20 protein-coding genes and 1 tRNA gene are annotated in these 20,316 nt (G+C 45.5%); 7 read left to right on the forward strand and 14 right to left on the reverse strand.

Translation table 11 applies throughout. The annotated features are described in order from the left end of the window. Positions 1-244: 244 nt before the first annotated feature. The 4 genes from QUB66_RS04010 to QUB66_RS04025 all read right to left on the reverse strand — a co-directional run bounded on the left by QUB66_RS04010 (position 245) and on the right by QUB66_RS04025 (position 3,917). Complete coding sequence (locus tag QUB66_RS04010; protein WP_265239448.1) at positions 245-724, reverse strand: DUF4079 domain-containing protein; 480 nt, start codon at positions 722-724, stop codon at positions 245-247. Positions 725-1,846: 1,122 nt separating this feature from the next. Continuing rightward, complete coding sequence (locus QUB66_RS04015) at positions 1,847-2,191, reverse strand: DUF1815 family protein (protein ID WP_106149494.1); 345 nt, start codon at positions 2,189-2,191, stop codon at positions 1,847-1,849. Positions 2,192-2,508: 317 nt separating this feature from the next. Next, complete coding sequence (gene radC, locus QUB66_RS04020) at positions 2,509-3,240, reverse strand: RadC family protein (RefSeq protein ID WP_265239449.1); 732 nt, start codon at positions 3,238-3,240, stop codon at positions 2,509-2,511. A 128-nt stretch (positions 3,241-3,368) separates the two neighbouring features. Beyond that, positions 3,369-3,917, reverse strand: a complete 549-nt coding sequence (locus QUB66_RS04025; RefSeq protein WP_332966442.1) for an excalibur calcium-binding domain-containing protein — start codon at positions 3,915-3,917, stop codon at positions 3,369-3,371. A 306-nt stretch (positions 3,918-4,223) separates the two neighbouring features. Here QUB66_RS04025 and QUB66_RS04030 point away from each other — a divergent pair, with 306 nt between their 5' ends. The 3 genes from QUB66_RS04030 to QUB66_RS04040 all read left to right on the forward strand — a co-directional run bounded on the left by QUB66_RS04030 (position 4,224) and on the right by QUB66_RS04040 (position 6,124). Beyond that, positions 4,224-4,637, forward strand: coding sequence for a hypothetical protein (locus QUB66_RS04030; RefSeq protein WP_332966444.1), 414 nt, complete (start codon positions 4,224-4,226; stop codon positions 4,635-4,637). A 185-nt stretch (positions 4,638-4,822) separates the two neighbouring features. After that, positions 4,823-5,839, forward strand: a complete 1,017-nt coding sequence (locus QUB66_RS04035; protein ID WP_265239328.1) for a succinate dehydrogenase/fumarate reductase iron-sulfur subunit — start codon at positions 4,823-4,825, stop codon at positions 5,837-5,839. A 93-nt stretch (positions 5,840-5,932) separates the two neighbouring features. Then, entirely contained in the window at positions 5,933-6,124 is a 192-nt protein-coding gene (locus tag QUB66_RS04040; protein WP_332966445.1) for a chlorophyll a/b-binding protein, read from the forward strand. Between the two features lie 415 nt (positions 6,125-6,539). On the opposite strand, the gene QUB66_RS04045 is transcribed toward QUB66_RS04040, so the two are convergent. The 5 genes from QUB66_RS04045 to psbX all read right to left on the reverse strand — a co-directional run bounded on the left by QUB66_RS04045 (position 6,540) and on the right by psbX (position 12,067). After that, positions 6,540-7,172 (reverse strand): pre-peptidase C-terminal domain-containing protein, encoded by a 633-nt coding sequence (locus QUB66_RS04045; RefSeq protein ID WP_332966446.1) that lies wholly within the window; start codon positions 7,170-7,172, stop codon positions 6,540-6,542. A gap of 297 nt (positions 7,173-7,469) precedes the next feature. Then, positions 7,470-8,918 (reverse strand): trypsin-like peptidase domain-containing protein, encoded by a 1,449-nt coding sequence (locus tag QUB66_RS04050; protein ID WP_265239331.1) that lies wholly within the window; start codon positions 8,916-8,918, stop codon positions 7,470-7,472. A 204-nt stretch (positions 8,919-9,122) separates the two neighbouring features. Further along, on the reverse strand, positions 9,123-10,256 hold the full coding sequence (locus QUB66_RS04055) for a redoxin domain-containing protein (protein ID WP_332966448.1): 1,134 nt from the start codon (positions 10,254-10,256) through the stop codon (positions 9,123-9,125). A 593-nt stretch (positions 10,257-10,849) separates the two neighbouring features. Beyond that, on the reverse strand, positions 10,850-11,662 hold the full coding sequence (locus QUB66_RS04060; RefSeq protein WP_265239333.1) for a Ycf66 family protein: 813 nt from the start codon (positions 11,660-11,662) through the stop codon (positions 10,850-10,852). A gap of 285 nt (positions 11,663-11,947) precedes the next feature. Next, positions 11,948-12,067 (reverse strand): photosystem II reaction center X protein, encoded by a 120-nt coding sequence (gene psbX / locus QUB66_RS04065; RefSeq protein WP_193975715.1) that lies wholly within the window; start codon positions 12,065-12,067, stop codon positions 11,948-11,950. A gap of 297 nt (positions 12,068-12,364) precedes the next feature. Between psbX and QUB66_RS04070 the strand changes: the two genes are divergently transcribed. Together QUB66_RS04070 and QUB66_RS04075 are read left to right on the forward strand one after the other, a co-directional pair. Further along, positions 12,365-12,649: a YggT family protein gene (locus tag QUB66_RS04070; RefSeq protein WP_265239334.1), complete on the forward strand. Its 285-nt coding sequence runs from the start codon at positions 12,365-12,367 to the stop codon at positions 12,647-12,649. Positions 12,650-12,661: 12 nt separating this feature from the next. Next, positions 12,662-12,856: a hypothetical protein gene (locus QUB66_RS04075; protein ID WP_332966450.1), complete on the forward strand. Its 195-nt coding sequence runs from the start codon at positions 12,662-12,664 to the stop codon at positions 12,854-12,856. Between the two features lie 55 nt (positions 12,857-12,911). Here QUB66_RS04075 and accC read toward each other — a convergent pair whose 3' ends face one another. Then, positions 12,912-14,264: an acetyl-CoA carboxylase biotin carboxylase subunit gene (gene accC / locus QUB66_RS04080; RefSeq protein ID WP_332966451.1), complete on the reverse strand. Its 1,353-nt coding sequence runs from the start codon at positions 14,262-14,264 to the stop codon at positions 12,912-12,914. 226 nt (positions 14,265-14,490) lie between these two features. On the opposite strand from accC, the gene QUB66_RS04085 reads away from it, so the two are divergent. Further along, positions 14,491-14,574: transfer RNA gene (locus QUB66_RS04085), tRNA-Leu, on the forward strand. Positions 14,575-14,702: 128 nt separating this feature from the next. Here QUB66_RS04085 and QUB66_RS04090 read toward each other — a convergent pair. Continuing rightward, on the reverse strand, positions 14,703-15,182 hold the full coding sequence (locus tag QUB66_RS04090) for a hypothetical protein (RefSeq protein WP_265239338.1): 480 nt from the start codon (positions 15,180-15,182) through the stop codon (positions 14,703-14,705). Beyond that, positions 15,179-15,412: a hypothetical protein gene (locus tag QUB66_RS04095; RefSeq protein ID WP_265239339.1), complete on the reverse strand. Its 234-nt coding sequence runs from the start codon at positions 15,410-15,412 to the stop codon at positions 15,179-15,181. The genes QUB66_RS04090 and QUB66_RS04095 overlap by 4 nt, the downstream gene beginning before the upstream one ends. Positions 15,413-15,666: 254 nt before the next feature. Between QUB66_RS04095 and QUB66_RS04100 the strand changes: the two genes are divergently transcribed. Beyond that, a complete protein-coding gene (locus QUB66_RS04100) occupies positions 15,667-16,254 on the forward strand; it encodes a hypothetical protein (protein ID WP_332966452.1) in 588 nt (195 codons plus the stop codon). On the opposite strand, the gene QUB66_RS04105 is transcribed toward QUB66_RS04100, so the two are convergent. Both QUB66_RS04105 and QUB66_RS04110 read right to left on the reverse strand, forming a co-directional pair. Then, on the reverse strand, positions 16,230-17,690 hold the full coding sequence (locus tag QUB66_RS04105; protein ID WP_332966453.1) for a hypothetical protein: 1,461 nt from the start codon (positions 17,688-17,690) through the stop codon (positions 16,230-16,232). The genes QUB66_RS04100 and QUB66_RS04105 overlap by 25 nt on opposite strands. A gap of 53 nt (positions 17,691-17,743) precedes the next feature. Continuing rightward, a partial coding sequence (locus QUB66_RS04110) for a CHAT domain-containing protein (protein ID WP_332971203.1) occupies positions 17,744-20,316 on the reverse strand: 2,573 nt, incomplete at its 5' end.

The following is a 20,316-nucleotide window of genomic DNA, read 5'->3' on the forward strand; positions in this document are numbered from 1 at the left end:
AATAGAAAAAAATTCGCTTTGATAACCTATTCAGCAGATAAGATTGCACTCATTCGCAAACTATCTTGAAATTATCTGCGTTGATCTGCGTTTATCTACCTTGCATCTGCGGTTGACTTATCAATCAAAGATTTATGCAAGAGGTCTAGTATTTAAATTGTATATCAAGAAATAATCAAACTCTTGTGGGGCGTTGCTCTGAGCATCACCCCGAATATGCAATTTAAATCCCCAACAGCTTAGCTTAAATAGACAAACCCAATTTTAAACCGAAAGCCGCGTGCAACACCATAAGTGCTAAAGCCGTCGTGCCCAAATAAGCATGAACCGCGCGCAGGGCTAGCTTATTGCCTCCAAAACCCGTCAGCGAAATTAAGCTACCAACAGCCAGCAAAACTAGCACTCCCGAACCAGTCCAAAAGTGTGGGCTTTCCATGACAGGCTGGTGCTGCATTACCAGCGACAGCAAGCCACCAGTGTAGCCCAAAGCTAGAAATAAAAACATCCACGGTGCTAGCTTACGATGATCCGATCGACTTTTGAGCGCGACATCCTTATCGGCAGCCAAACGTCCCTGCCATCCCGTATACCCAACGAAACTGCCCATTGCCACAACCACAATCCCCATCATGACAGGATGTCCCCAATGGGTAATCGGTTCGGGAATTCCCAGACTGCGAAATTGGCTGGCGATGGGCTCTAGAACTTCGCTTACATTTACCATTTGATTTTGATTCCCAGCTTGGCGATAAAATTTTTCGGACTAATTATTAAAATATTATAAAATACTTAGTATGGCAACTGCGATCGCACACTTCAAAGAACAATTTAACCAGACCGCAAAACATTGCCCAGAAGTCTATATTTACACAAAACTTAGCCGGCTAAAGCCGGCTGTGAGATTTTTACAGCAGTGATGCTGTTTCAAGTTAGTTGTTAGTTTGATCCGCTAAATCGAAAAGCAAAAAACAAACGTAATTCGTCGGCACGTCACACCCCGAAGGTGCTTTTCACCCAATCTTCACAGCCTCATCCTCACTCTGGATGTTAAATTTTACTTGCCTACTCAAAGTTAATTTCAATTCCTTGACTTTGGAATGCCAAAGAGGGAAACTAACATTGGAGCTGACGAGCAGTGGCACTTCCAGATTTTGCCAATCGCTCTCAAGGGAGAGTCAGGAACTCAGGTCTAAAGACACTGAGCTTGTAAGACGAAAGTTGAACCAAGCTATTCTGACCAGCCTAAGTCTTAACTGACTACATTTTTTGAGTCACGACACCCCGGAATACGAAGCTAGTTCCTTGCTCTGTCATCTGCAATTAAACAGTTTTAAAGTCACTGAAACAGTGTTGCAGGTCTAAAAAGCTCTCAAAACATTGACCGACAAGCTAACATCACCCCGAAAGGGAGGCTCGCTTGCGAGCAAACATTATGCGTACAGGATTGCGAAGCTTGAAATGGCAATTGTCAAGCGTGAAAGTACATCACAAAAGTACCCCTAGCCAAGCAATCCCAAGGCGGTAATGGAAAGATTCAAGGAGGTTGAAACCGCCGAGCCGTTTTCCTCTCAGGACTAAAGTCTCGCTCGTTTCCCACTTACCGAGTTTTTCTATGAACTACTGCAAAAAAACTAGAGGTTTCAACTCTCAGAATTTTTCTATAAAGTATGCCGTCTGATCGCGCTCAAAAACAGGTACAAGCCTTCGACTTAAGTAGTGAAGACACCCAAATTTTAGACCATAGTTCAAACTCCCAGATTAATCTATGGAGTCAATCTAAAATCTAAAATTTAAAATCGACTAACTTTAGCGCTTAGCCTTCCTCGGAACCGTGCGCGTGCGATCGCTAAACTCGCTGCGCCGTCGCTAAAGTAGCTTCCGAAGGTTGGATATGATACTTTACGAGATTGGCCAGTTCTTGTAACTGACTAATCGCCTCTGCACCTTCAAGTTTCATCAATTCGCGATCGTCCCGCATCTCAGTCCAAGTAATTCCGTAATCTGACACCAAAAACCGAATCAGATGGTTGTCCGTCAAACTGACCATAAATGAGGCACTGTTCATCTGACCCCCGCAAGTGTAGCAGGATGCCAGATAACCCCGACGCTCTAGCACGATCGCCAAAGCCTGAAGGTTCATTACCAAATCTTGGACGAATTTACGGTGTTGTTCTGCAAGTCTCAGAAACACAGTTGTTCTCCTATCACCACGCCGTGTATTTTATACCCAATTTCATGGTTTCTTAATAATTGGGTATTTAGGTGCTGGTTCATTATACGTTTAGTATGCTTTAAAAAAATCGGATTAGCGACCTCTTCAGCTTACTTATACTAGACTAACCGAGTTGCGATCGAAACTAAGTATCACCAGCGACATTTAGCCAAAACACGCTGTCATCCGGGACTCCAGCCAGAAAATTCGCCTACTCTCACGGCTGATTCAGCCCTCGGACAGCCCAAAGATACAAATAACTAATCATAGCAATGAAGTTAGTTAAGTATAATAGTTCAATCGCCCTGGGGATACTCCTCCCAAAGGGTTGTCGTCTGCCGCAAGCTCCGAAAGTCGCCATTTCCCAAGATCAAGTGATCCAGCAGCGGAATCGACAAAAACTGCGCTCCCGCCAGCAACTGCCGCGTCAAAGCAATATCCTCCGGGCTCGGTTCCACACTCCCCGATGGGTGATTGTGCGAGATAATCGCCCGTGTCGCCCCTTGGCGGATGATCTCCCGAAAAATATCCCTGGGATGAGCTAAAGTTTCCGTAGCTGTGCCGATCGTAATTACCTGAGTTCCCAGCAGCCGATTCTTGACATCCAGCAGCACCACAGCAAAACGTTCCTGAGACTGCCACATCAAATCCTGACTTAGCGCATCCGCCGCTGCTTGGGGAGAGTCAACCACCGCCATTTCCGGCGGCCGCGACTGAAATACCCGCTTCCCCAACTCCACCGCAGCCAAAATCCCCGTTGCCTTAGCAGGCCCAATCCCGTGAATCTGCGTCAACTCCTGGACGCTAATGCCACGCAGCACAGCCAGAGGGTCGCGCTGGTGCAAGCTCAACTGATTTAAAATATACTGTCCCAGCCCCACGGCCGAAAGTTTACCTTTTCCCTGACCGGTACCCAGCAGAATCGCAATCAATTCCGCCGTCGCCAAACTTTTCGGGCCACCGGCCATCAGCCGTTCCCGTGGACGTTCACCGGGAGGCAAATCGACAATTCTCAAGCTGTAAGTCATAGATGCACCTTACTAATACAGCGGAAGCTCAGCAATTACATAATTTTAGCCGATCGATTTCCTGGTTCAAATCAGTACAATCACCGAAAAAATCCCCAGCATTAACCGAGGGTTTTGGCACAGCAAATCTAACCCAACGTTTCGCAAGCGATCGAGTCTTTATCTCGATCGAGCTTAAACGGATCGCCAGGATATGCCTCTAACACTCGCTGCGCTTGGGCTTGAGTCGCAAAATCAGAACAGTTGCAATCCGAGTTAACGCAACTGGGAAAATCCGCACTTTTCACCTTGGGTTTAGAAGACTCGTAGTTCACTTTCTTGATATCTTTCTTTGGCTGCTGTGCATCAAGAGCAATCTCTGCGGTTCGTTCAACAGATTTGACTGAAGATGGCAATTTGCGATCGATCTCTGGTTTGACAAGTGCAGGTGCCGCCGCAGAAATTGCAGCTTTCCGTGCTGGTAATAGCGTTTTCACAGTCTCCGGCTGGGGTGTCGGCGCTGCCGAAATCACTGACGGCTTAGGCGTTTGAGATGATATTAGCGGAGTGGTTGGGGCCCGATCCGCCACCGAAACTTGCTGAGGTGGATTCGGTGCGGTGACGCCCACAAGTACAAACGAAGACGCCATCAACCCGCCGTACATCGCGATCGATCGCTTGCGGGTTGGTGCGGCCACCCATTTCGGATTAACAAGGCCCAGAAAGAAGGCAGGGATCGACAATAAAAAGCTTAAGATTAAAAAATTAAACATAATGACCTTAATTCGTGCGCGTCCAAGACTGAGAAGTTAACTTCCTTCTCTATCGGCAGGCCAACTCACAAATCCCTATAATTTACAAAACAAAGTATATAGGACGCCCGACACCCGACGCTGGTGAAACCCAGTTTTTGAGTGTATTTCTCTTGACTAAAGCCGCGATTTTTTCCTAAAGTTCGCGATCGCACTTTGACCCCTAAAAATCAGGGTTTTTAATGGCAGTAAATGACTAAAACCAAGTTATTTTCCTTAAAAAACCCGATTTATCGCCCCTCGGACGTAAGTCCTGGTAAAATTCTTTGTAACGCTACCAGAAACGTGAAGTGCGCGCGCAGCTACGTTCAGCGCAAAGGTTCGCTGACCATAGATTCTTGCCATTCAGTTGAGACTGGCAACACCGAAGCTACTGGCTGCGGCGGCTTAGCTGCTGTCACTCCCACCAAAACGAACGAAACTGCCATCAAAACGCCGTATAAACTTATAGATAACTTGCGATCGCCCATTCCCACCCATTGCGGATTGACCAGACCCAGACAAAAAGCCGGCATTGAAAACATAAAAGTTAAAACAAACAAGCTAGACATCACAGCACCTCCAACTCCCGAACTGTACCAGTCAATTACTTCTCTCTTCCATTAACCCATCAAAAATCCGCTGAAAAAAGTTGCGATTGATGATTTATGACTTGCGAAGTATTCCCTGTTACCAAACCATAAAAAAAACCGTTAAATCTACTACTTGAGGTAGATGTTAAAAGAATTAATAGCTTTTGATAGAATCGAAAAATCGCGCTTAAAATGGACACTAAATTTCTCAATCAAAATATGCAAGTCCGCTTTAACGTAGTCCGCCAAAATCAAAACGAGGCTCCCCGCGTTCACACTTACACGCTAAACGTGGAAGAAAGCAATACTATCCTCGACTGTCTCAACAGCATCAAATGGGAACAAGACGGCACTTTAGCCTATCGCAAAAATTGTCGCAATACCATTTGCGGTAGTTGTTCTATGCGAATTAACGGACGCTCCGCCTTAGCTTGCAAAGAAAATGTCGGTAGCGAACTCGCAAGATTGGCAAAAATAGCGAATTTTAGTTCAGCAGAACAGCCTGCCGATTTCATCCCAGAAATTACCGTCGCCCCAATGGGAAATATGCCGGTAATTAAAGATTTGGTCGTTGATATGACCAGTTTTTGGGACAACCTGGAAGCAGTTGAACCATATATCAGCACAGCCTCGCGAGCAATTCCAGAACGCGAATTTCTGCAAACTCCCGAAGAGCGATCGAAACTCGACCAAACTGGCAACTGCATTCTCTGTGGCGCGTGCTATTCTGAGTGCAACGCCCGTGAAGTCAATCCCGAATTTGTCGGCCCCCACGCCCTCGCCAAAGCTTACCGCACGATCGCCGATTCCCGCGACAGCGAAACCGAAAATCGGCTCGAAAAATACAACGAAGGTACCGCAGGCGTCTGGGGCTGCACTCGCTGTTATTACTGCAACTCGGTTTGCCCGATGGAAGTTGCGCCGATGGATCAAATTGGTAAGATTAAACAGGAGATTCTCGATCGCAAAGACGACCAAGCCAGTCGATCGATCCGCCACCGCAAAGTCTTAATTAATCTCGTCAAAGAAGGTGGCTGGATAGACGAGCGCAAATTTGGCATCGAAGTAGTCGGAAACTACTTTCGCGACGTTCAAGGTTTGCTGAGTCTGGGCCCGTTGGGTTTGAGAATGATCGCCCGCGGCAAATTCCCGCTGTCCTTTGAGCCTTCCGAAGGTACCGAAACCGTGCGAAATCTGATCGAATCGGTGCAAAGTTTAGAAAATTCGGCAGATTAGCGATCGGCTGTCGTTTTCCGGTAAATTACAAGTTGTGCGATCGGCAATCTTCCCAAAAGTCACTACTCAAAACTCGCAACTCAAAACATTTAAATGACTGCTAAAACACCTCCATCCCCAAAACCGACAACTCCCAATACCCTAAAACCAGTAGAACCAGCTTTTGGCTGGAATACCTACGCCGAAACAATCAACGGACGATTTGCAATGGTGGGATTCGTGGCACTTTTGCTGCTAGAATTTTTCACCCGCCAGGATTTTTTCACCTGGCTGGGACTGCGTTAAATTCAGCATAACTCGGTTGATAGCCACTAATGCGTAATATCATGTCACATCCCACGACACAATAAAATTGGTTCGATCGTTTGGACTTCAATTCCTCATCATCCGAGGACTGAAGTCCGAACAATCAAACAGCTTTATTAGGGTAATTTGCCCGACATCATATACATCTTCTCCCTAAAACACAGTTCATTCAGTTGACAGTTGACAGTTGACAGTTGACAGCTACTTCTACCTGGAAGGAAGAGGATTGGAGTAATGAATCATCTGATTTTAATTTCCCCCTAAAAGAGAGAGGCTTTAAACCAATTTTTTCTGGTACAAAAATAGATAATCATCCATTCTTAACCTGAATTCCTGCTTGCAAAACGTGAAAATCGAGTTAAGTCATCGAAATAGATTCTGGATTTAGATCCAATTAATTTCCAGTTACTTCGCGGATGGTCAAATTGTACTTACCTTTACCTTTTGGAGGTGGATCGTAAGCATTGACAACTACGCGGTAGCGACCGCTAGCAGACAAGGTAACAGTCAGCTCAGAATTGGAATTTTGCTGCGTGACATCATCATTTTCTCCAAGTAGCTCGCCCTGGGAGTTGAGAATAGCCAGATAAGTATCAAACTCGCTACTTTCTACGGTGACAACCACTTTCTGACCCTGAGTTCCTTCAAAGGTGTACTCGTCGTACAAACTGCTGTCCGAGGGCAGTACAGAAGACTTGGTAGTAGTGAGTTCTCCCTTTTGCTCTAAAATGACCTTAGACGATCCCCCAGCAGGACTCGGCGAAGGTTGTACATTTGGAGCCTGAGTTGGCGAGGGCTTTGGATCTGGCGACGGATCTGGCGACGGGTTGGGGCTTGCTTGAGCTAAAACAGCCTTGTCAGTATGACTCGCATCATCTGAATTTTGAGGAAATTCTGCTGAAACAATCGTGGAACTGCTGTTAGTAACTCCACCTGAATTTGACACTGGTACCGAAAGAGTCGCTTTCCCAGAAAAAATAGCTAGTAGAGCCATTGGCGCGATCGCCCAAAATCTAATTTGACCCATGAATTACCTCGATGTGCAACGAAGGAAGAGTTGACAGTTGACAGTTGACAGTTGACAGTTGACAGTTGACAGTTGACAGTTAACTGTTGACAGTTGACACTTAACAGTTGACACTTAACAGTTGACAGGAGGAATAGGGAAGAAGAAATCAGAAAGAATAAATCGGAAATAAGGAAGAAAAAAATCGCTCCATTGCCAATTACCAATTACCCATGCCCAATGCCCAATGCCCAATGACCTGTTTGGCCAATGCCCAATGCCCAATGACCTGTTTGGCCAATGCCCAATGCCCAATTTTTAACGGATAGTTAGACTGTAACGACCCCGACCTGAAGCATCATAAGCATTGACAATCACGCGGTAGCGACCCGTAGCTGGCAAAGTAACGCTCAGAAACGCATTTTTAGTCGAATCGCTCGCATCGTCATTTTCTGCCACCAATCGGCCGTTAGGGCCAAATATAGCCACATAGGGATCGAAATCTGTACTTTCGAGGGAAATCACTACAGACTGACCCGATCGACCTTCAAAAGTATACTCGCGATACAGACTGTTATCAGAAGGCAATACCGCGCCACCTGCGACTAAAGCGCCTTCTTCTTGCAAAATCGCCCGAGAAGGTGCCGTAGGAGCACTCGCTTTCAGTTCTAACGTATAAGCCCCCAACTGCCTAGCTTCGTTGGAATTTGCCAGCAACGTGTAAGTGCCATCTGCTGGTAGCCTGAGTGTAATTCTGGCGTTTTTATTGCCCGCTCCGTTATCATCTTGCGCGATTTCCCGCTCGCCTGGTCCGAGCAAAATTAAATAAGGGTCAATTTCTTGACTCTTCATTTCTATTGTGATTTGCTGGCCCGCTTTGCCCTCAAAGGAGTAGAGGTCAAAAAAGCTGTTGTCTGCGGGCAGAATACTAGACTTGTCGGTAAGTTTGCCCGTGACGGCGGGCCCGTTTAACGCAACTTTTTGAGGTGATTTGCTGCCAAAGGCCGATCGCCTCTGAGCCACGCGGGGAGCTCGCCCTTCTCGCACCGCTGTCAAAAAAGCTGGTACTTTGTCTATGACAATTGCAAAACCGATACCGATATTGCCTCCACCTTGGCCGCGAGTAAAAATAGAAGTATTGACGCCGATTAATTCTCCAGAACTATTAAGCAGCGGGCCTCCTGAATTGCCGGGATTGATGGCGGCGTCGGTTTGAATTAAGCCCCGCTGCGGGTCAATGCGGCTGACAATTCCGACTGTCAAAGTACCTTGAAATCGACCGAATGGATTGCCGATCGCAAATGCTTGTTGTCCGACTTTTATCGAACCGGGACGGGCTAAAGGAATTGTCGGCAAATTGTTTTGACCGCGAATCTTTACCACCGCTAAGTCTAGACCATCTTCGCCGAATCCAACGACATCGGCGACCAGTTTTCTGCCGTCTGACAGAATTATATTCACCGTACCGCCGGCGGAAACAACGTGGGCGTTGGTTAACACCATGCCGTCGGGGCTGATAATTGTGCCACTACCGTTAGATTTAGCTGTATCGACGGTAACAACCGCAGGACTGGCTTTTTCGTAAACCCGAATATTTGTTTGTTCTTCGACATTTTGGGCGATCGCGCCTGGGAAACGCACGGAGTTAAATTCCGCTAAATTTTCCTCCTGCTGTCCGGGGAGCACCTTCACAACCGCAGCAGCCCTGACTGGAACCCCAACTATTAAAATTCCTGATACCGCTAAACTTAGAAGTTTGAAATTCATGATCGTGAATTAGTATTTTTTAACTATCAGCAGGTAGCAGTTAAGTTTTCGGGTTAACTGCTAACTGTGGCCTGTAATTATTTTAAGACTTGGAGAAGGGTATTGATAAATTTAAGCTTGAGATTGCTTTAAGATTTCGCCTGTAGCTGAGTTTTCGGAAAATCGATCGACTTATCGGGCCAGAGTTTTGTTGGCAAACTAAGATCAGCCAGCAGTTTCGACAATTCTCGAATCTTCTGGCGAGCGATCGACAATATACTTAACATTAGCGTCCCGCACCACAGCATCCTCATCGCCATAGAAAAAAGACAGCAAAGCAAAACGCTCACCGCTAATCATCGCCGTCGCTTCATGCAGCAAAGAACACGAAAAAATAATCGCCGTGCCAGAATCCCCTTTATAACCGTGCGGCGCGTACTCCGGGAACCGCAAAAATCCCCCCGTGTACTCCCCCACATTCAAGTTCAAAGTCATCGCAAACCTGCGGTGCAGCGTACCTTTGCTCGTATTGTCGCGGTGCGCCTGAAAATAACCGCCGCTTTGGGCATCATAACAAGCTATCAAATACCGTTCAAACCGAGTAATTTCAAACTGGAAAGCTTTTTTTACTTCCGGTACCACCCTGCGTAGAATAATCGCACTCAATTGTCGCTGCAAATCCTGGTCTTTAATAAAAAAATCTCGACGTTTCTTGAAATTATCGTCGTGAATACCAACAGTTTTCCCGTCTATTTGCCTCATAAAGCCCGAGGGACTGCCACCGTGAGTTTTGTACATATCGATCAAAGCGCCGCAAGAAGCTTTGTCCAAAACGTTAGGAATTACCAATACGGGGGCGTGACGAGTCGCCTGTCTGGCTACCTCGAAGGGGGGCAAAGTTTTGAGAAAATCCAATACTTGCAGCGCGTGTTGGTGGGGGTCTCCCATCGGGACAATGTTAATTACCTGAAGGTTTTCGTTGAGAACAAAAGTTTGGGGTGCATAGTGAACTCCGACTACTCCATTTTCTTCGATATCTCGACAAACGCCGTACTGTTGGCTGAGTTTTTTGTCTAAATCCCAGAAAAATATGAATGACGGAGCAATTGTTGTCCGTCTGTCTTGTTCTTGGTCTGCTGTATCAACGCTAACTCCCAATAGCGGTACTTGCAAGTTTTGGAATTCTGCTGAAAGTTCTTCAAAGCTTTTGAGCATAACTTGAACTTCTGCGAAAGCTGTGCTGGCAAAGAAAAAGAGCACACTTCGCCGGCCGCCAACCGTCGAGAAATGAAATAAGGGGTTATTGGAAGCAGCTATGGAAAACCAAGGCGCCGGATCTCCTATTTCTAGTAATGGCATATTGCTGATTTTAGATTTTAGACTTGAGATTTTATATTCTAGACTATTGTACTTTGGGTTAGTTCCAGAGGTTGTATTTTTTGCGATCGAACCTGACAAAGGTTATTTTACAGGAATACTATTAAATAGATTTAAAGAGTATTTTTTTATTAGCTTTTATTTGTATTTTATACCATTATAAAAAAGCTTGCTACAATAATTTATTGGGGCTTGCTTATAGGTTTATCGAAGCTCCCAGGTGCGTCGCTATGAGATTGTCGATCTTTCTTAAAGATGGTGGATAGCGACACACCCTAAGGCTACGGCTAATGTTGCATGAATTTTGCTTTTTTAGTATTACTTGATTGAGCTGCCTCTAAAATCGGATTTTATAGTTATTTAAACATTATATGGTCTGAGAATAAGTAGATGGGCATCAATAAACGCAACTTGGATTTTTGCCTTGCTGGCGCGAGAAATGTTGAGTTTTACCCACCTACTTATAGCGGTTCTCAAAAAGTGAGGTATGCCCTATGCCCTATGCCCTATGCCCTATGCCCTATGCCCTATGCCGTTCGCGTACCTCATCTTTCTGAGAAAGGCTATATGTTTGCCTATTTGTCGAAACTGGGGGAATTATCCGGTTGGTCTTCCGGGTATTCTACTGGTCGATATTCCACGTAGTCTGACGGCGGTGCTTCCACGTCGCGGTTGCTGGGGCGAGACCTCGACCCTTCCGCAGGACGGGGTTTTTTGGTTCTCGGCGGCGCGTCAGAACTGCGGTTTTCCGAAGCAGGGGGGCGGTTGCTGCGGCTGCGGGTAGGTCTTTCTTCGGGGTTGTCTGAAACGTCCCAGTTGTCAGACCCTTGGGCTGGCGGGGCTTCTGGGCGGGAGGGACGTTTGCGTGAGGACGATCGATCGATCGACTCCCTAGATGTGTTCGCGCTACCGTTGCGATTCGACGAAGGACGGCGGCGGGGCTCATCGTCGTAGGATTCCCGCGAGGAACGATTGTCTTGACTACCTCGAATCCGAGGACGCTGAGGGTAGTCTTCCTCTGCTTCTATCTGGTCGAGGTCGCTATCGTAGCCATCGTAAGCGTAGGCGTTACTGACAGGTCGCTCTTCATCTACATATTGGGAGCGACTTTTAGCTTGGGCTGTGGTAGCTCCCCGCAGTTTGATGCTTTCGGCTGCAAAAAATATGGCGGAACCTGCGAGTAAAAATTGACCGAATGCCAGAATTGGGTCAAGCCGCCATCCTTGAAATAACAGAATACCGCCACAGAGCAAGCCGACTGCTGCAAAAAAAATATCGTGGTCTCGGGCTAGTTTGGGACGCCACGATCGCAGAAAGTACAGTCCTGCCCCTGCTACTGCTAGGATGATCCCTAACAGGCTGCTCAAGTTCAATCCTAAATTGACCATTAGCCTATCTCCTATGTCTTTCCTATGTTAGCGAGTTAGATTTTACATCTATCAATAAGTCTGTTATCCCGACTGTGCTTTCACAGGGCAGCGTCCGGTCAGCCTTTCAGAAGAGGGAAGCGCACCTTATAATAATGAGTTTAACGGGAAAAAACCTCAGCGAAAGCAGTCAACCGAAGGTTTTGCCTTCACAGTTGCTGGTGGCCGAGGTTTCGCAAGCCGGGAAATGCCCGACGTGCAGCCCAAAATTGACTCGCGCGCCGGACACAGAAACCCGCAGACTTTTTAGGTGCGCTTGATTTTGTCTTTTTGGCTGATAAAGATCAGGGCGATGGTTGCTGGAATCACTACTAACGCCACGCCCACCAACAGGCTGTACAGAAAATTCGCGAGTGAAGGAGTCATAGATTCAAAACCTTTGTTACAACAATTTGATTTTTATTAATTTTATCAGCACTCAGTTCTCAGAGCGAAGTTCAGCAACGGATGTTGCAATGGATGTTGGTGATGTAACGGATAGAGGCAGAAGCAATATTTTCCCCCTCCAAAACTCGAACCCTGGCAGCCTCTAACCCTTGAACCCTCTCCATTCCAAGGTCTAAGGCCGGGAAAATTATGCTTGTCTTGTTCGATCGCACCTACGAAACGGTTAGAATTATGAGGCGCTGACTTAACAAAACTTAAGATTTCGAGATAAGACCCATGACTGGTATTACCGTTGCAAGTTGGATTCTGGGCTCTGTCCTAGTGTTGATGACTTTGCTATTTATTTTTCGGATCGTCCTGACTTGGTATCCCGAAGTGAACCTGAGCCGACTTCCCTTAAGTCTGATTGCTTGGCCGACGGAACCTTTTTTAGCCCTAACTAGAAAGATTGTACCGCCGATCGGCGGAGTGGACATTACGCCGATTATTTGGGTCGGTATCTGTAGCTTGCTCCGGGAAATGATTCTCGGCCAGCAAGGCATCCTGACGATGATGATGTAAGAGTCAGTGGGCATGGGGCATTGGGCATGGGGCATTGGGCATTGGTCATTGGTCATTGGTCATTGGTCATTGGTAGAGGCTTATTTCCAGTTGGCGATCGCACTGGCTACTGCTAGAAACCGGGTTTTTGACCAAATCTGCGGGCTGAAACCTGTCTTTTGGCTCGAACCGGGTTTCTGGACACCAGTGCGTTCAGGACGAAACTAATGACTAATAACTAATGACTAATGACTCATGACTCATGACTACTGACTCATGACTACTAACTATTTTGATTCATAAACTGTTCGACAAAGTTGGTATAAACTTCGCCACTGAGAAATTCGGGGCTATCCAGGATTTTTTGGTGGAAGCTGAGAGTCGTGGGAACGCCGGTGATGGCGCATTCCCGCAATGCCCGTTTCATCCTGCGAATCGCTGAAGGTCGATCGCGCCCCCATACAATTACTTTACCGATTAAAGAATCATAGTAAGCGGGTATTTCGTAATCGGTGTAAACGTGAGAGTCCATCCGCACACCGGGGCCGCCGGGAGGTAAATAACCGCTGATGATGCCGGGATGGGGTCGGAAATTGCGATCGGGATCTTCAGCATTGATCCGGCACTCAATGGCGTGGCCACTGAGAATCACTTGGTTTTGCTTGATTTGCAGTTTTTCGCCTTGGGCGATGCGAATTTGTTCGGCAATCAAATCGAGGCCTGTAATCATCTCCGTGACGGGATGTTCTACTTGGATGCGCGTGTTCATTTCCATGAAGTAGAACTTGCCTGATTTGTCAAGCAAAAATTCCACAGTCCCCGCACCAGTGTAGTTGATGGCTTTGGCAGCGGCGACAGCGGCGTGACCCATTTGATCTCGAAGTTTCTGCGTCAGCGCGGGACTCGGCGCTTCTTCCAGGAGTTTTTGATGCCTGCGCTGAATCGAACAATCTCTCTCGCCGAGGTGGATCACGTTACCGTAGTTGTCGGCGAGGATTTGGATTTCGATGTGCCGCGGCTTTTCGATAAATTTTTCGAGGTAAACTCCGGGGTTGCCGAAGGCTGCATCGGCTTCGCCTTGGGCTGCATGGAAGAGTTTGGGGAGTTCCGAGGCGTCTCTGACTAGCCTCATACCACGACCTCCTCCGCCAGCGGTGGCTTTGACCATCACAGGATAGCCGATGTCGCGGGCTACAGCCAAAGCCTCATGTTCATCTGCCAGCAATCCCCCACTACCGGGAACTGTGGGAACTTTCACCCGCTGCATAGTTTCTTTGGCGGTGGATTTGTCCCCCATCCCTCGCATTGCTGCCGGAGACGGGCCGATGAAGGTAATTTGATGGTCTGCACAAATTTCGGCAAATCGGGCGTTTTCGGCAAGGAAACCGTAACCGGGGTGAATTGCTGCGGCGTTGCGCGTCAGGGCCGCCGAGATGATGTTAGGGATGTTTAAATAACTTTTACTACTGGTGGGGGGGCCGATGCAAACGGCTTCGTCTGCCAACTGGACGTGCAGGGCGTGTTTATCTACAGTGGAGTGAACGGCGACCGTGGCAATCCCCATTTCCTCGCAGGTGCGCAGTATGCGGAGGGCGATTTCCCCCCGATTAGCGATTAAAATTTTCGAGAACCCCATCTTCGCTGCTTAATTCACTCAATATTCTGTACAATAATGCCTTTCGGTATGTTCTGGATAATCGTTTTGCAGAAATTGTTCACAAAAATTTATTTTACATTTTGCGGGTAGTTGTGCTATCGTTGTAAATCGGCGGTGCAAAAGGGCAAGTCACAAGTTAAATGTCAGGAACCTCAACCTGTAAATTTTTAACTCGTAACGCGAAAATCCCTGAGTGCCGGAAAAAGCGGATGTGGCGGAATTGGTATACGCGCACGCTTGAGGTGCGTGTGGCATTATGTCCTTGCGAGTTCGAGTCTCGCCATCCGCATTGAATATATAAAACAACTGTTGACGGTTTTTGCTGTTGACAGTTGTTTTATTGGGCGGCGTGAGTCCCAAGAAAAAAATATCGTTACAGGTATTAAGCTGTTGTGCATTTCAATTGAATTTTTTGTGTCAGGCTAAATTGCCTTCTGTGTCAACTTTAGTTTCTGTCTGAGATCCATCATCATTATCTTGCAAGAAACCGTGATACCAAGGTGTTACAATTCCATTTTCTCGCCCTAACCTCACAATTTCCCACAAAAGTGGGTCTTTACTTATTTGATGTTCCAGGATCAGTTCCCAGTAAGTATTTGCTCCTATATCGGTGCGCTCAATTAATCGGTTTTCTCCACCATTCCAGAATCTCTCAACAATCAAACGTTTGGATTGTACTATTTGGTCAATTAATATAAGTTTGGTCGCGACTACTCGATCGGGTTGAAAATCGAGGTATTCAATGGCATGATTGTATTTGGGAATGCAATCTAATTCAATATTCTCATCTGGTTCGAGGTCAAAATACTCTGAGGGTGTTAACTCGACGGATTGCCAATGAATACTGTGATTGAGCTTGTATTCGATCGCGATTTGGATGTTGGGCTCAGTTTTCATCTGTTTTTACCTCTTTTACCTAAATCTCGACCTTCAAAGGCTTTCATAATCTGCCTGTAGGTTTTGGGTTCGATATCTTGATTGTTTAGCATTTCCTCTAATTGATTCGGTGTTTGCTTCAGCAAAAAGTTGATGTCAATACCTTTGAGGTTTGGGTTGCTTCTAAGATCCTTGAGCTGTCCGAGTCCTGCTAATTGAGTTTCTATGGGAACGTTTGGCTGAATACTCACCGTTCACGGATAGCGATATGTCAGTTGTGTTTGTATCATAGTATCATCAGGTATCGATCGTTTGTCAATAGGCAGAATGGGATTAGTTAGGTTCCGAATTTGAGAGTTGGCTGATGAAAAAGGTTGGACGCTACAGGATGCGATCGCTCGGATTCCCACTGGGTTAACATAATAGGTAAGTCAGCGGAAGGACTGATGCTTGCGGACAACCTCTCGAATCTTGATGAGTTGCTTGAAGCTATTAGGGAAAGAATATGACTGCAAAAACAATTACCGATACTGCACTAGAGCGAATTTTAGCAATTAAATGGGAGCCACACGATAGTCGCGTCAACTCTCACATAGCCCTGTTGCGAGAATACTTGAGACGTGCTGCGCTTTGGGCTAAGGCTTTAGATTGTACAGATGAATGGCCGTTTTTTGATGTGGCTGCTCATCTTGATTCTCTAGATGCCGATGAAACTAAGGTTAAAGTGCTGAAGACTCATTTCACACAGACACCGTTTTATGTGGCGGGTATTATTGAGAAAACCTGCGAGTGGTTCCTCGAATGGGATAGCGTGAAAAATTCACCAAAAGTCAATGAATTTACTCTACCTGAACCCTATGAACCGCTAATCTTAATGTATGAACGCGGTGGCATATTCTCTACGGAACATGGATTTTTTGATTTTACTGTTGGGAGTTTTCCTAGAGGTAAATGGCAGCAATACGAACAAATCATGCCTTTGTTGAAACTAGATGCGAGAACTCTAGATAGACTAGATATTGATGCGGGCGATGGGTTAAACATAATTAATCGGAAAGCAGAAGGCGATTACACATCAATAGAGGTAGATTGATTTTCGGAATTAGGTAAACTTGTCTGTGCGGATGATGATTGTAAAAGTTTATTTTTGAGATGGCGTTTAGTGAAAAACCAAGCCAACCATCCCAAGCCTCCACCGCACAAACAACTAACTCCAATGGCAATAATGAAGGGATGAGGCGGCAGAGGATGCTGGAAAGAGGGTAGTGCCCAAGGTTGTTCGATTAAGGGGTAGCTGCTGGCTAAGATGCCCGCAAAGCCAATTCCTACACCGATGCCGGTACCGACTGCTTGAATGGTAATTTCTAATTCTTGATCGCGCTTTTTGTCTCCTTTCTCAATATCCTGTAAAGTTTGTTGCAGTTTGCCATCGCACTTGGCTTGTTCTATTGCTACCAAACCCCGCAATGTATTGATAAATTCGCTAATTAAGTCTTTACCCGGTTGGATATAACTGAGGTAGGTTCTTATTTGCTGGAGATAGAGTTTGCAGGTGATTTTGTTAAAATCTTGCCAAGTGGCAATATCGCCGGTTTTCCAGAATTTTTGCAAATAGTTTTGATAGTTTCTCTGATTGACTTGGATTGTGGTATAATGCCCTTGCAGATTTCTCAGTTGCCGTTGATACTGCATTGATATTTCTGGCATTGCTTCCAGAAGTTTTTGTAGTTCTTCTAAAGGCAAATCTTGCTTGAATTCCTTGATTTTGGCTTCTAAAGCGCTATAAAGTTTTCTGGCTTCTTTATAACTTTCTCGCCCTTGTTTGTAGGCATATTCTATTTTGTGGCGAGCCCACAGCGCGCCAAATAAATTTTCATAAGCTGAGTCAAAGTCTGGATTGATGGCTTGATTGTTAATCCAGACTAAAATATTATAGAGTTTATTCGGCTGATTGTTTTGTTTGATTTCATATTCAAATAATGGAATTCCCAATAATTTACCTTGACCTTTATCGACTAATGTAGCTGTAAATTTAGTGTTTTTTAGAAAATTTGTCACCAATTTATTGGCTGCATCTTTACATTCTGTATCACCTACTGCTGTTTCTCCGTAAAACCAGATGGTTTCACCGAGGGTGTTTTCGGAACAATCTAAAAAGAGGCTGCTGGGTTCAAATAAATCGAGTTCTTCTGGTGCAATGTCTAAATCGGGATTTTCGGCATATAAAGCTAAGTCGAAGGCGTAGGTATCGTGCAACAAAAAGGGTTGCAGCTTGCCGCTAATTGATAATCCATTGTGGTTAATGGCGGTAAGTGCGATCGGTTCTTCTGTTTTTGTCAGCCAGAGATTGATTGAATTTAATGATTCTTTTTTGTGCTGAAAAATATTTGATTCGCGATCGAACTCATAACACGATAATTTTGATTTCACATCTTTTAGTTCAGCGAAATGCAGTTTTTCGCTGAGTTTAATCAGATTTTCCCAAATTAAATCGGCTTCAGGTGAAACTTGTTCTAGAGGTTCAGTCACACTCTGATTTAGATGGAAAAAACAAACACTGATACTAAAGTTTTTCATGGAGACTAGGGCGTATCTTGATTTGATTCGGGAGGTTTTTCTGGGGCGATAGTCAGATTTATGATTTCCTTCAATATTTGGCTTGCTTGTCCTGGCTTGGTAGGTGATTGCGCTCTATTGCCTAATTTAACTCCCTCTAATTGACGGTCTTCATACTCTTCTAGGATATTATTTTTGTCAGGTTCTGGGAGTTGTTCTATCCAATTGTCGATGATTTTGATATTAGTTATATCGTTATCTGTCAATTGCTCTTTAAGAGAATCTAAGGCATCTCTTAGATTGACAAATAAATCTGATTCTTGAATTAATTGCTGGAAAATTTCTAGTTTGCTGGTGCTTTGAGTCATGTTTTGCTCTCCTTTGCCGGCCGCGCAGAAGCCGGCCCAGTGATAGGGATTTTGATAGATTTTAGCACGATCGCCCTGAGTTCGCGATTGTTTGTTTAGATTGCGTTGTAATTTTTCTCGCCATTTTTTGTCTAAAAGGTGACATTGGTTTGTCCAATCGAGGAAGCCTTGGATGTCGGTGTCTCGTACCCAGATTTGGGCCTGGTTTAATGCTAGGGCGAGTTGACCGGGCTGCTGGTAGAGGTTTTCGTAGGTTTTAATCAATAAAATCGCTGTGGAAAAGGCATTTACTGACCACAGGGTGACGTATAAACTGGGACTACCCGCCAACAGGAAACCGCTGGTGAGGCTGATGTATTCGTCGGTGTTGTCGAGTTGGACTTGTCCGGTTTCGCAGGCGGAAAGGGTGACTAGACTGCATTCGCTGAGGTTGAAATAGCGGATGATTTCTTCTAGGGTGAGAGTACCGTCGGCTAGTTCTAAACCAGATTGTAGCGGATCGTTGGAGTTGAAGTAACCGTGACAGGAAAAAAACAGATGGTGGCTGTCGGCGACTCTTTCAGCGATTTCTAGTGTTTCTTCTGATTTTGCGCCTTTTTTGCCATTTTCTTTAGCTACAATTTCTGGGTTGGGGAAGATATTTTTGATGGTTTCTACTTCCATGTCGGCAGCCATCAAGTCATCTGTGGGGTTTTGGATGGCGAATAATTTATCGAATTTACCTCGTTTGTATTTTTGGACTTGGTGGAGAATTTGGCAACTGGGGGCGTAGGAAACTCCATTGTCGAAGCAGTCAACAAGACAGGGATTTAGAGGGCAATTTTCGTTGTCGCGGTGAAAGCGCTGCCAAATTTCCCCGCTGACGGGTAAGGCGTGAATTGGGAATAAATGCAGGTAGCGGTGGGGAATCAGGATTAGTTTGTCGTAAGTTTCGGGAATGGCTGCGAGTATTTGATCAATGTGGAGAATTTGGGCGAGGTTTACGAGTTTGGTTCCCAGGCTGTTTTGCCATTGTTCGGGGTTGCTGTAATAATCTTGTAAATATTCTCTTACCCAATCAATTAGCTTTTCTAAATCTTGCGGTGATGATTGCCAAAATCCGATCCCCCCTGCCCCCCTTAATAAGGGGGGTTCTGAATTTCGATCGGGTTCGCTGTGAGATAACTGTGTTAATTCTAATTGATTTTCTCCCATTTTCAAGGGAGATTCCGATCCCTCTTGCTCCCCCATTAATAAGGGGGGTTCTGAATTTCGATCGGGTTCGCTGTGAGATAACTGTGTTAATTCTAATTGATTCTCTCCCATTTTCAAGGCGGATTCCGTTCCCTCTTGCTCCCCCATTAATAAGGGGGGTTCTGAATTTCGATCGGGTTCGCTTTGAGATGACTGTGTTAATTCTAATTGATTCTCTCCCATTTTCAAGGGAGATTCCGATCCCTCTTGCTCCCCCCTTATTAAGGGGGGCTGGGGGGGATCATTCGCGATGAAAGCACAAAAACTATTATTCAAAATGTACCATTCAACAATTGCTGTTTTTTCACCTGCTAACTGCTGAATTTCACCAAATTTGAGAGGTGTATAGGGATATTTTGCTGCTAAATCTTGGCGCAGTTGGTTGATAGCATCGTAGTTTTTATCTTCAGCTTGTTTTAACCGCTGATTTTCCTCAGCAATTCTCAGCCTTAACTGTTGCAACTCTTGGCGCACTTCGGGGGGGATTTCTCCTTGGGGATACAAATCTTTTACCGATAGCAACTCGATTAAGTTTTGCCCCTTGGAACGTTCCGCATATTCCACAGCTTCGGTGTAGCGTTGCAGTTCGATGCAAACTTCTACTATGCCCAGATAAAGTCTGTTCCATACTTCGGCTAATTTCTGTTTGTTTTCATCCCCAGATTCCTCACCCCGTAAAATTTCTACTGTTTCAATGGCTAGGGCATAATTATCATAGGCTAGTTGCCATTGCTGGTTGCTGCGGTAAAGATAGCCTAAATTAGATAAAGTTTCTGCATGATTTTGCGGGAAAGCCTCACGAGTTCTGATTGTTAAAGCAGCTTGATAAAACTCGATCGCCTTTTCTAAATTATCCGCCCGCGAACCGTTGATTCTGTAAAGGTAGGCATTAGCTAGGTTATTTTGACTCCCTGCCCAATCTTCGGGGAAATCCTCAAGCTTATAAACAGTTAAAGCAGCTTGATAAAACTCGATCGCCTTTTCTAAATTATCCGCCC

Origin of the sequence: Microcoleus sp. A2-C3 (genome assembly GCF_036706065.1) — a bacterium.
Taxonomy (GTDB): Bacteria; Cyanobacteriota; Cyanobacteriia; order Cyanobacteriales; family Microcoleaceae; genus Microcoleus.